General features: G+C 66.0%; 8 protein-coding genes. 4 read left to right on the forward strand and 4 right to left on the reverse strand.

What is annotated here, in order from left to right; genetic code table 11:
* Positions 1–383 precede the first annotated feature (383 nt).
* The 4 genes from AC07O0_RS18915 (at position 384) to AC07O0_RS18930 (ending at position 7,962) form a co-directional block, all read left to right on the forward strand.
* Positions 384–4,106 carry an autotransporter outer membrane beta-barrel domain-containing protein gene (locus AC07O0_RS18915; RefSeq protein WP_494625223.1) on the forward strand — a complete coding sequence of 1,241 codons (3,723 nt, stop codon included), beginning with the start codon at positions 384–386 and terminating at the stop codon, positions 4,104–4,106.
* A 424-nt stretch (positions 4,107–4,530) separates the two neighbouring features.
* Positions 4,531–5,484, forward strand: a complete 954-nt coding sequence (locus tag AC07O0_RS18920; RefSeq protein WP_494625224.1) for an ABC transporter ATP-binding protein — start codon at positions 4,531–4,533, stop codon at positions 5,482–5,484.
* Positions 5,481–6,470: an ABC transporter ATP-binding protein gene (locus AC07O0_RS18925; RefSeq protein WP_494625225.1), complete on the forward strand. Its 990-nt coding sequence runs from the start codon at positions 5,481–5,483 to the stop codon at positions 6,468–6,470. The genes AC07O0_RS18920 and AC07O0_RS18925 overlap by 4 nt, the downstream gene beginning before the upstream one ends.
* A 25-nt stretch (positions 6,471–6,495) precedes the next feature.
* The gene (locus tag AC07O0_RS18930; RefSeq protein WP_494625226.1) at positions 6,496–7,962 is read left to right on the forward strand and encodes an alkaline phosphatase family protein; all 1,467 of its coding nucleotides are present in this window, start codon (positions 6,496–6,498) and stop codon (positions 7,960–7,962) included.
* Between the two features lie 65 nt (positions 7,963–8,027).
* Here AC07O0_RS18930 and AC07O0_RS18935 read toward each other — a convergent pair whose 3' ends face one another.
* The 4 genes from AC07O0_RS18935 to AC07O0_RS18950 form a co-directional block, all read right to left on the reverse strand.
* Complete coding sequence (locus AC07O0_RS18935) at positions 8,028–9,587, reverse strand: ABC transporter substrate-binding protein (protein WP_494625227.1); 1,560 nt, start codon at positions 9,585–9,587, stop codon at positions 8,028–8,030.
* Positions 9,588–9,654: 67 nt separating this feature from the next.
* Positions 9,655–10,425, reverse strand: coding sequence for a glycerophosphodiester phosphodiesterase (locus AC07O0_RS18940; protein WP_494625228.1), 771 nt, complete (start codon positions 10,423–10,425; stop codon positions 9,655–9,657).
* 4 nt (positions 10,426–10,429) lie between these two features.
* A complete protein-coding gene (locus AC07O0_RS18945) occupies positions 10,430–11,308 on the reverse strand; it encodes an ABC transporter permease (RefSeq protein WP_494625229.1) in 879 nt (292 codons plus the stop codon).
* Positions 11,305–12,246: an ABC transporter permease gene (locus AC07O0_RS18950; RefSeq protein ID WP_494625230.1), complete on the reverse strand. Its 942-nt coding sequence runs from the start codon at positions 12,244–12,246 to the stop codon at positions 11,305–11,307. Before AC07O0_RS18950 ends, AC07O0_RS18945 begins: the two co-directional genes overlap by 4 nt.
* Positions 12,247–12,550: the final 304 nt, after the last annotated feature.

Consider the following 12,550-nt stretch of genomic DNA (forward strand, 5'->3'; position numbering starts at 1 on the left):
TTGAGAATATTTGGGCGCGCCCGAAGTCCGTTTCTCGCCTCGGTCTCGCGCTACTGCGGTTCCCGGTGACAACCGCAGTGGCCGAGTTTTTGTCGCGGATCTGGCCCTTTCCCGAAATTGGGAACGTCTGCTCCCTGGTGGTGCAATTTGGCACCGTCGCGCGGCACTCGGAAACGGGCCGCGCAGTTTCTCTCTCGGACCGTGTGCAAGCATTGAGGCCGACGGAAAGAAGCCCGCCGGGAGCCATCCACCAAATCTTAAGTATGGCCGCGACAGCTCCGGGCAACAGGCGTTTCTGGCTAGACAAGCCGGCCAACTCGCGGCCAAGTTGCATTTAATAAGGGTCGCCGGAATCGGCCAGTTGGCCTCTGCCGGAGCTGCTCATGGCACGGGACTGTCGGAAAGCTTGGCGGAAAAGCGCGCTCAATTGCACCGTGTTGAAGGCGACCATTGTTGCTGTCGTGTCGTGCTCGCTAACAGCTCCAGCCGAAGCTCAGTCAATCGGGAACGGAGATAATCTAAATCCGGTTGCCGCGCCAAATGGCGGGATTTGGACGCTGACAGGCGATGCTTATCTTTCGAACCTGACCACGCCCCTCGTCACGAAGGCTTTGCCTCAGAATTTCTCGATCATCGGCGCGGCCGGCGGAAGTCTCATCACGTTGAACGACGGGGCTTCCCACTTCGGGCGCTTCTCGACACCTGCCAATTCAGTTCTGAACCTTTCGAATGTTACCCTGACAGGTGGGCGTGCGGGAGGTATTGGAGCTGACGCTATCGGCGGCGCACTCCGGCTGGGCGCCAATTCGACCCTCAATCTGACGGGAACCGTCACCTTTAGCGGTAACGAAGCAACGACCGATGCTGGTGCCATCCACTCAACGGGGTCAACAAGCATCGTCGGTAACAATGCCGAGCTGCGCTTCTTGAACAATACCTCCTCGCGGTTCGGCGGCGCGGAAACCGCCGGAACGCTCTCGTTCAGCGGCAGCTTCACCAACATCATCATCGACGGAAACACCGGACCGGCAATTTTTGCCAGTACGGGTATCATACTCGATACTCAAACCAGCGGCGCTCTGGCCATCACCAACAACAATGGCCTGAGCACCGGCGGAGGCCTTCGTGCAGGCGCGGATGGCATCATCATCAGGGGCAGCTACGGCAGCATCCTGATCGACGGAAATACAGCAGAGGGACCTTTCGGCGGCGGCTTAGCAGCGTCCACGCCGGGCAGCATTATCGTAAACGCCACAGTTGGGACGCTTGCGATCCGCAACAATACCAGTACGCGCGCGGGTGCTATCGGCAGCGGTGGCACCATCTCCTTCGATGGGACCTATGGGTCGATCGTCATAACCGGGAACACCGCCGACAGCGGGGGCGCCATGAACGCGCCCGGGCTAATATCCTTCGGGGCGAATTCCCCCACCACGATCGGCAGCATGCTCGTGTCCGGGAACGTGGTCACCGGCAGCGGTGGTGCGCTTGCTCCCGGAGCGGGCATCAGCATTGTTCCCGCTAGCGTTGGCGACATTACGATAATCGGGAACCAGGCCGGAGTGAACGGAGGTGCCTTCGTCGCCAACGGTCCGATTGTTATCTCGAACGGCAACCCGGCGGGAAGTACCAATAACCTAACCATCACTTTGAACCAGGCCGGACGGCACGGTGGCGCAATCTATGGCAACAGCCCTGGGGGAATCGCGATCAGCGGCAACTACGGGAATATCGCCATCACCTCGAACGTCGCTACACAAAACGGCGGAGCGCTGCATGCGCTCGGGCGCATCGCAATCGGGGATACGTCCAGCAATGTCGGTAGCCTCGTCATCTCCGGAAACTCATCGACAACCTCGCGTGGCGGAGCTGCCTACGCGGGCACGGCCATCGATCTCGCTGGCAACTACGGCTCCGTCCTGATTTCCGGAAACTCGGCGCAGGTCCATGGCGGCGCATTCTACTCGCTCGGCAGCATCACGCTCGCACCGACGTCAGGCTCGCTTGACGTGATCGGCAATACCGCCACAACGGGCCAGGGTGGCGCAGCCCTCGCCGTCGGGGCATTCAACGTCGTCTCGGCCGGCCCCACCAATTTCCTGTCGAATACGGCAGGCACGCTTGGCGGTGCCGTCTATGCGGGTAGCAACGTGAACCTGGCGGCAGCGGGCGGTGACATCACTTTCTCCGGGAACCTCCAGGGTGGCGGCCCGAACGCGATCTATTTCAACAACGAGCCGGGCAACGCCGTAGCAACATTCGACGCAGCTGCCGGGCGATCGATCCTGTTCTTCGATCCGGTCGAAAGCAATGCGGTGAACGGTTTGCTCGCCGTGTCGAAGACCGGAGCAGGCCTCGTCAGCTTCGACGGCAGCCGAATGGTAGCTCCGGCAGATCGATGGTCGAAGCTCTACGGACAAACGACTCTTGCCGGCGGAACATTCGAGATCGCCAACGGCGCGACCTATGGTGTTTTGGCATCCGACGTTGGCGGCGCCGCGCCTACGACGTTCTCCACGCTGCCCGGGACGATGCTTCAGGGCGGCGCGACCGCATTCCTTCGGGCGGATGCGGTCAACTTGGCCGGCGATCTCTCCATTGCCGGTCGGCAACAGGGAACACGAAGCGTCTTCACGATCGATACAAGTGCGCTCTCGCTGGGCGGCAGCGTCAGTTTTAACACCTTCCTGAACGACGCCAGCGTGCAGAACACCGACCTCCTAGTGCTCAATCTCGGAGGCAGCGCTACGACAGGCACGGCGAGCATTCTGGTCAACAATGTCGGCGGGCTCGGCGCAATAACGGTCGGCGATGGGATACGGATAGTGGAAGCGAACGGTGGCACGACGGCCAACGCGTTCCAACTCGGCCGTCCAGTGGTTGCAGGGCCGTATGAATACCTGCTCTATCGCGGTAGCTTCGATGGCACAGCACCAAACGATTGGTATCTGCGCTCCACGGCCGAACCGACGCCCGATCCGACGCCTGGTCCGTCCCCGCCCAATCCGACGCCTGGTCCTTCACCACTTCCAAACTATCGTCGGGAGGTCTCCCTTTACTCTGCCCTTCCCGCCATGGGGTTGCTTTACGGACGGACCATCATCGACAGCCTGCACGAACGGATCGGCGAGTTGCGTCCGACTGAGCTCACCCCGCTCGCAGAGGAGCGCGCCATCCCATGTCCCGCTGAACGCCGTGAGCGCTGCGCGACCCGCGTGCAGATTGCGCCAGATTCCGCTTCTGCCAGTCGTTCGCATGCGTCGCTCGGCTGGGGCCGGATCATCGGCACTCACGGCAATCATGACGGTGGCCCAGGCGGCATTTTCCGGAACGGCCCCAACTTCGATTACGAGATCTTTGCCCTTCAAGCCGGCATCGATCTTTACAGGGGGTGGAACTCAGACGGGTCGCGCGATCACGCGGGCGTCTATGGAGCCGTCGGACGCATTCGAGGGGATGTCACGCATTATAATGGCCTCCGAGCGGGCACGAATACCATCGACGGCTATTCGCTTGGGGCTTACTGGACGCACTTCGGCCCGTCAGGCTGGTACCTCGATGGCGTGGTTCAGGGAACGTGGTTCGACGCCGAGGCTGACTCCAAGCGCTCGATTAAGCTCAACCGCGACGGGTTCGGCTTCGCCGCATCGTTGGAGGGTGGCTATCCGATTGCACTCGGCAATGGCTGGATCATCGAGCCGCAGGCGCAACTGATCTATCAGACGCTGATCAACGGCTCCGGACATGACGGGGCCGCGCTGGTCCGCTTCTCCGATGTCGACTCGCTTGCCGGGCGCGTCGGTGCCCGGCTGGCGCGAAGCTGGGCGCTGGATGGCAACGCGCCTGCCCCGCGCATGATGACGGCCTGGCTCAAGGCAAGCCTCTGGAACGAGTTCCTTGGCAACCCGAAAACCTCGTTCTCATCCGACGCAGGGCCCGTCACTTTTAGCTCCGATCTCGGCGGCTCCTGGGTCGAGCTCAAGGCAGGGGTGGATGCACAGTTTTCGCGAAATACCACCCTTTACGCCTCGGCAGGTTACTCGATCGGAACCGACGGTCGATCCCACGCCTATGACGGGCGGGTCGGTCTGAAGATAACTTGGTAGTCCTTCAAAGCTCCGGGTCCCTATCCCGCTGTCGCAATGGGGCCGGTTGACCGCCGGGCTTCACACGGATCCCCGCTTACGCGGCAGCACCTCAATTTCTGGTCTGGCTCGAGGCTAGCGGCAAGATTGGCTTCCCCGAGGTGGCCGTCTGAGGTCGGGAACCTAAACTCAATCAACTCACCCATTGCCTCCGGAACGTCGGCTTCTGGCGCTAGCTGGCAATGCTGCGGTATTGGTCCACGATGAATCCCTGAGGGCGCCGTCACATGGCGGTCATGAGACCGGCAGTATGCCAGCCGCCATGCTGTCATCGTCAGTTCTAACGCGGGAGCGGCCTGCCGAATTGGTCTCGGCATTCGCTGCTGCGGGTGCCGGAGAACCTTTACTCCGCCTGCAGGATTTTACCGTCTCCGTTCGAGAAGGCGTGCCGGTGGTCCGTGGGATCGAGCTCTCCGTCGCTCGCGGCGAGGCGCTCGGCATCGTCGGCGAGTCGGGATGCGGCAAAAGCATCACCTGGCTCGCAGCGTTGCGCCTTCTTGGACAGGGCGTGACAACCAGCGGAGAGGTGCTGCTCGACGGACGCGACATCATGCAATTGTCCGGGCGCGAGCTTGCGCATGTCCGCGGCGGCCGTATCGCACTCGTCTTCCAGGACCCTTCCAGCGCCCTGAACCCAGTGCAGCGCATTGGCACCCAACTCGCCGAAGTGCTGCGGCTGCACCGCGGGCTGCGCGGTGACGCCGCCCATCGCGAGGCGCTGCGCCTGCTTGATCGCGTCGGCATCGCCGATGCGCCACGGCGGCTGCGGCAGTATCCGCACGAATTCTCCGGCGGCATGAACCAACGTGTGATGATCGCACTGGCGCTCGCCGGCGAGCCCGAAGTGCTGATCGCCGACGAACCGACCACAGCGCTCGACGCGACGATCCAGGCGCAGATCCTCGACCTGATCCGCGACATCCGCCGCGAGAGCGGCATGGGGCTGGTGCTGATCTCGCACGATATCGGCGTCATCGCCGATCTCTGCGACCGCGTCGCGGTGATGTATGCCGGCCGCATCGTCGAGACTGCCGCAACGCGAGATCTGCTGAGTCGACCGCGTCATCCCTATACGCGCGGCCTGCTCGCCGCGCTGCCGAGCCTCGATGGGCCGCGCCGCCGGCTGACACCGATCGCCGGCACCGTCCCAGCACCCGATCGGATGCCTCCCGGCTGCGCCTTCGCGCCGCGCTGCCCGCTCGTGATCGAGGCTTGCCATGAGCAGACGCCTGCGCTGGTCCTGGCAGCGCAGGACCAGCGCGCCGCCTGCCTGCGCCTCGCGGAGACCACGACGGCGCAGGTCGCCCAGGAGGCCGCTCCTGCCGGGGCCTTCGCATGACTCCGCTCCTGCATGTCAGCGACCTTGCGCGGCACTACCCGGTCGCGACGGGCACCGGGCAGAAACGGCTGCTCCATGCGGTCGACGGCGTGAGCTTCAGTCTCGCCGCCGGCAAGACGCTCGGTCTGGTCGGCGAGTCCGGCTGCGGCAAGTCGACCACCGCGCGGCTCGTGCTCGGCTTGCTGCCAGCGACGCGCGGGCGGATCGCGTTCGCTGGCGAAGAGGTCAGTGCGATCCGCGACCGACAGTGGCGGGCGCTGCGCCGTCGGATGCAGCTGGTGCATCAGGACCCGCTCGCGGCGCTCGACCGGCGGCTCCCGGTTGGGGAGCAGATCGTCGAGCCGCTCGTCATCCATGGCCTCGAAGCCGGCACCGAGGCGCGGCGGCAGAAGGCGCTCCAGCTGTTCGACGCGGTCGGCTTGCGCCCGGACCTGTTCGAACGCTATCCGCACGAGCTCTCCGGCGGGCAGCGCCAACGTGTCGTGCTCGCCCGCGCGCTGATCCTCGGTCCCGACCTGCTGGTCTGCGACGAGCCGATCTCGGCGCTCGACGTCTCCGTCGCCGCCCAGGTCATCAACCTGCTGCAGGATCTGCAGGCGCGCTTCGGCATGGCCTATCTCTTCATCAGCCATGATCTGAAGGTCGTCCGGCAGATCGCCGACGAGGTCGCGGTGATGTATCTCGGCAGGATCGTCGAGCAGGGCCCGCCCGAGGCGCTGTTCCACGCGCCGGCCCATCCCTATACCGAGGCGCTGGTATCGGCGGTGCCGACGCTCCAGCGCCGCACGCGCGAGCGTATCGTCCTGCGCGGCGACCCGCCCAATCCGGTCGACCGGCCACAGGGCTGCGCGTTCCATCCGCGCTGCACGCGCGCCATCGCCCGCTGCCGCGAGGAGGCACCGGCGCTGCGCCTCGCCAGCGATGGACGACTGGCCGCCTGCCATCTGGTACCGGTGACTGCCGACGCCAGGGCAGCTGCCGCCTGATCCCACCGACCGACCGGACACCGACATGACTCAAGACGATCGTTCCCCAGCCACGCGCGTCATCGTTGCGGTCTTCGACGGGCTGAGGCCCGATCTGGTCACGCCGGAGCTGACGCCCAACATCCTGCGGCTGGCAGCGCGCGGCACCTGGTTCCGGCAGGCGCGCAGTGTTTTCCCCTCGGTGACCCGCGTCGCGACCAGCGCGATCGCCACCGGCGCACCACCCGGCGTGCACGGCATCGTCGGCAACGCCTTCTATCTCGGCGACGCCATCCCTGAGCGCATCTTCGACACCAGCGACGCCGCCCTGATCCGCCGGGCCGAGGCACATCATGGCGGGCGGCTGGTCGCGGTCGACACCTTCGGCGACGTGCTGGCGCGGGCGGGCAAAAGGCTCGCCGTCGTCCATACCGGCTCAGCCGGTTCAGCGCATTTCATCAATCCGCGCGCCCGCGCCAACGGGCACTGGACCTTCTCCATGCACGGCGCCGAGGCGACGCAGACGCCGGAAGCGGTCGAGGAAGCGATCGCCAGGATTGGGCCGCTGCCGGAGCGCGAACTGCCGCGCCTCGGCGAGGTCGCCTATGGCGGCCGGGTGATGGTCGAGCACGTGCTACCGACGCTGAAACCCGATGTCGCCCTGATCTGGTTCAACGAGCCCGACACGACCTTCCACTATCGCGGACTCGGCTCGCCGGAGGCCAAGGCCGGCCTTCAGGAAGCGGATCGTGCCTTCGGCGCCATCCTCGATTGGGTCGAAGCCCAGCCCGATGGCGAGCGCATCGCAGTGATCGCCGCCTCCGACCATGGCCAGATTTCGACCGGGGCGGTCGAGCCGCTGTTCGATGCGGCGCGCCAGGCCGGCTTCGATCTCAGCAATGCCAAGGCGGTCGACGGCGCAGCTTTCCTGGCGACCGGCGGCATCAGCGGCGAGATCCGCCTGCGCGGCGACGACCGCAGTCAGCTCGAGCGTATCGCCGCCTGGCTGATGGAGCAGCCGACGGTCGGCCATGTCTTCTCGCGCGGCAGCAGCGAGGAAGGCGACATCGCCGGCACCTTGTCGCTCGACCTGATCGGCGCCGGCCATGCCGGGCGCCAGCCGGACCTGATGTTCATCCTGAAATCGTCGCTGGAGGCCGACCAGTACGGCCTGCCCGGCCTCGGCGCGATGACGCCGGGCGATGTCCCGCTCGGCGGCGGCATGCACGGCGGCATCAATCCGCATGAGCTCAACACCGTGCTGATCGTCTCCGGCGGCAATGCCGACGCCGGCATGATCTCGCAGGAGCCAGCCGGAATCATCGACATCGGCCCAACCGTGCTCGGCCTTTCCGGTCTGGATAAGGCGCCGAGCATGGTCGGCCGCGACCTCTCCCGCCCGGCGCGGGAGGAAGCGCGCATCCGCCGTGTCTCGGCCAGCCGCGGCGCCTTCGTGCAGCAGGTCGAGTTCGCCGAGCAGGACGGTCGCCGCTTCATCCTCGGCGGGCACTGATCCAAGGGAACGAACGCAAAAAGGGGCGGCTATGCCGCCCCTTTTTTATTGCGCACGCGCACCACTCAGCTGCGGGCGAAGGACAGATTGTCCGGGCGCAGATCCATGAAGTAGAAGGTCGTCGGCCGCCAGGCGATCGCCTTCTTGATCGCATAGGCCTCGCTCGGCTGGTAGAGGATCGTCGCTGGCGCCTCGTCCTCCCAGATGTCGAGCATCTCAGTGAACAGCGCCTTGCGCTTGCCCGGGTCGACCTCTGCCTCCAGCGCCGTGCCGGCCTTGTTGAAGCCTTCGGCCGAGGTCCAGAACTTCGAGACCTGGTGCTCGCCCGCCGGGCCCCAGGCGACCCAGATCGCGCCGAGCGGATCGGGCAGGCGTGTCGAGTTCGACCAGTTGAAGATCTGCGCGCCGGCACCGCGCATCTGGGTGGAGTTCTCGACCACCTGCAGCGAGGCGTTGATGCCGACGGCCTTCCACTGCTCGACCAGGATCTGCGCCGCCTCGAGCGCATTGGTGTAGTAATTGGCCATGGTGCGGTAGACGATCGGCTCGCCCTTGTAGCCAGCCTGCTGCAGGAGTGCCTTGGCCTTGGCCGGGTCGTAAGGGAGCTTGCGGCCTTCGACGAACATCTGGCCGTATTCGGGGAAATTATGGCTCGCTGGCACCTGCGCCGTGCCCTGCCAGAGCGCATCGACCAGCTTCTGCCGGTCGATGGCGTAGTTCAGGGCCTGGCGCACCCGCTTGTCGGCCAGGACCTTGTCCTGCTCGTTGTAGGCGAGGACGTGCACGTTCGCGAGCACGACCGAACGGACGTCGATGTCCTTGTAGGCGCCGACCACGCTCATCTGGTCGGGCGGGATGTTGGTGATCAGGTCGTAGTCGCCGGCGACGAGACCGGCGACGCGCGCCGCCAGCTCCGGCACGCGGCGGAAGGTGACGCGCCTCGCCGTCGGCTTGCCCATGAAATAGTCGTCGAAGGCTTCCAGCACCGTCGCCTCGGCCGCCGAATGCGAGACGACGCGGTAGGGGCCGGTCGCCACCGGCTTGCGCGAATAGGCCTCGAAGCCCATCGCCTCATAGGCGCGCTTGTTGACGATCCAGGCGCACCAGGAGGCCAGGCGCTGCTCCAGCAGCACGTCGGCGACCTTGGTGCGGAAGCGCACGGTGTAGCGATCGATAGGCTCGACGCTGGCGAGGATGCCGAAATAGGGCTTGCCGCCGGGGATCTGGGCCTTGTCGCCCCAGAGGCGGCCGTCCCGGAAGGTGTAGGCGACGTCCTCCGACGTCAGCTCGTCGCCATTGTGGAACTTGACGCCCTGGCGCAGCGTCACGACCAGCTCCTGCGGCGAGACGCGCTCCCACTTCACCGCCAGATGCGGCTTCAGCTCGGAGCCGCCGCCATCGGCAGCTCCGAGGAAATCGCGGCGGATCAGCGTGTCGAAGATCGAATAGGTGACCCGCGTGCCGACATTGGAGAGCTCGCGCGCCGGCTCCAGCGTAGCCGGCAGGTCGGCGACGGCGACGGTGAAGTTGGGGCGCGTCTCGCCGGCGAAGGCCTGCGGGGCGGCGAGCAGCGCGGAGGCGGCCGAAGCGCCCTCGATGAAGCGGCGGCGGGAAATGGTGATCATGGCGTGTCTCGCATCGCTATCGGCGGCGACGCCGATCCGGCCTGCCGCACGCTGCGGCTGCCATGCCTCAGCTTGACGACAGGGCCGTGACGGGGCGAGCCGAGAGCAGCAAACGGGGATCGTCGAGCATCACCGCATCGGGAGCGAGCCCGAGGAGGCGGTCAATCCCGTCCGCATCGATCAGCCCAACCGGAAAGGGCGGATAGCCGGCTATCGCCACCGAGCGCGGCTGCCCGACCATGATGACCGTCCGCAGATCGGCGGCGCGCGCAGCCGCGATGCGCTCGAATGTCGCTTCGCCTTGCCAGAAGCGGAACCAGTTCGCGCCGAGGGCTTTAGTTTGCCGGTAGGTATCCGGGTCGGCAACCAGTGCGAGGATGGCGATCTCCTCGGACAAGGTGCGTGCGGCGGCGATGAGATCGAGCGAGCGCAGGCCGAGCAGCACCCGCCCGGTGGCGTCGGCTGCCGAGACGCTGTCGAGGATGCGCCGCAGCATGGCCGGGTCGGCGAGCTTGACGTCGAGCAGCAGGCCGAGCGGCGTGGAGGCCGCGATCGCCTCGTCCAGCGTCAGCAGGCCGAGCAGGATCGCACGCAATTCCGCGAGCTTGATCTCGGCGACGAGGCGCGGATCGCCGGCGGTGCGCCGGAGGTCCGCATCGTGCAGGCAGACCAGCGCGCCGTCGGAGCTGAGCCGCACGTCGGTCTCGATCATCTCAGCGCCGACCATCCTGGCCCGCTCGAAGGCCTCGGCAGTGTTTTCCGGGCCGAGCAGAGCCCCGCCGCGATGGGCGATTGCGAGCGGTAGGGGGCCGGCGATGCTGCGTATCGAGAAACTCATGACCTCAGTGCCGCTCGCTGGTCGGGTCGAAGCGGTCGCGCAGCCAGTCGCCGAACAGGCTCATCGACAGCGTCGTCAGGAAGATGACGAGCCCGGGAAAGACGGCGATCCACCAGGCGTTGAGGAGATAGCGCCTGCCTTCGCCGAGCATCAGGCCGAGCGAGGTGCCGGGCGGCTGCACGCCGAGGCCGAGGAAGGAGAGCGAGGTCTCGAGCAGGATCGTGCCGGGAAAGTTGAGCGTCGCCTGTACCACGAGCGCTGCGACGATGTTCGGCAGGAGATGACGCAGGATCACGCGCGGGGTGCTGGCACCCAGCGCCTCGACCGCATTGATGTAGTCGCTCTCCTGCTCGGAGGCGACGAGGCCGCGGGCGAGCCGCGTATAGCGATCCCAGCCGTCAATGCTGACCAGGATGATGAACAGCACGATGTTGTTGCCGAAGAAGGCGAGCATGGTCAGCGCCAGGAACAGCGCCGGGATCGCCGCCTGCGCATCGACCAGCATCATGATCGTCTGGTCGACGACGCCGCGCATCCGCGCCGCGATGAAGCCGAGCAGCGTGCCGAACATCGCCCCGATCAGCGTGCCCATCACCGCGATCAGGATCGAGGTCCGGACCGCGTAGATCATGCGGCTGAGGATATCGCGGCCGAGCTGGTCGGTGCCGAGCCAGTAGGTTGTGCCGCCGCTCTGCGTTAAAGGCGGCTTCAGCCGCGCCAGCAGGTTCTGGGTGGTGTAGTGGATCGGCGCCAGCCAGTCGGCCAGGATGGCGACGAGTACCACCAGGATCAGGAAGCCGGCCGAGAGCTTCACCACCGGCGACATGCGGCGCCCGCGCGGACGGGTGGCTGGAGCGGCGCCGAGATCGAGGCTCGCGCTCATGCCGGCTTGCCCAGGCTGCGCGAGAAGCCGCCGAGGCGCGGATCGATCAGGATGTGCAGGACATCGACCAGCAGGTTGGCGGCGACCATGACGACGGTCACGGTCAGGATCACCGCCTGGACCACGGCGAGATCACGCGTCGAGACGGAATCGACCAGCAGGCGGCCGATGCCCGGCCAGGCGAAGATCGTCTCGACCACCGCGCTGCCGGCGAGGATGTGGCCGATCTCGATGCCGATGAACATCAGGAGCGGCACGGCGGCATTGGGCAGGGCGTGGCGCAGGATGACCGAGAGCGGCATCACCCCGCGGGCCCGGGCAGCGCGGATGAACGGCTTGCCGAGGACTTCGAGCGTCGCGGTGCGCGCGAAGCGGGCGAGGCGGCCGGCCAGCGGCAAAGCGAGCGTCACCACCGGCAGGATCAGGTGCCAGAGGGTCTCGGACCCCGCCGAGGGCAGCACGCGCAGCTTCAGCGCGAAGAGCAGGATCAGCAGGATACCGAGGAAGAAGATCGGGATCGCGTAGCCGAGCACGGCGACCGCCATGGCGAAGCGGTCGACCGCGCTGTTGTGGCGCAGCGCCGCCAGGGCGCCGAGCGGCATGCCGATCAGCAGAGCGAGCAGGAGCGCGCAGGCCCCGAGCAGGAATGTCTTCGGCAGGGCGTCGACGACCGCGGCGAAGGCCGGCCGGTCATCGGCGAAGGAGAGGCCGAAATCGCCTCTGATCACGCTGGCGAGATAGCGCAGATACTGCTCGGGGAGTGGACGATCGAGCCCCCAGAGCTCGCGGTAATGGGCGCGGACATCAGGCGGAGTCTCGATTGAGAGCATGATGTCGGCGGGATCGCCAGCGAGCCGCAGTGCCAGGAACACCGCCGACACGCAGATCGCGACGGTGAGAAGGGCGCGCAGCAAACGAAGAACGAGAAAACGAAGCATCTGGCCTAGAACGGCTAACGGACCCGCGCTTCTCCAAACCGCCGACGACAGGTTAATGACAAATGTTACGCTGAAGAGCTGTTTGTTAGGATACGCCTATAAAGACGACCCCTGCGCTGTCCCGATATGCCCGCTTTCGGGCACCCTTGCTATGTCCGCTCCTGGCGCGGCGCAGCTTCTAACGCCTTGGCGCCTTGAGCTTGAAACCCACCCCTGCCCGGCATTCGTGAGCTTCTCCCAAAATTCGCAGCCTCACGGGCGGAAGGCCGAGGTGACCTCCCCCTAGTCTCATCGCATTTGGCTT

Source organism: Allobosea sp. GW821-FHT10B12 (assembly GCF_059415545.1).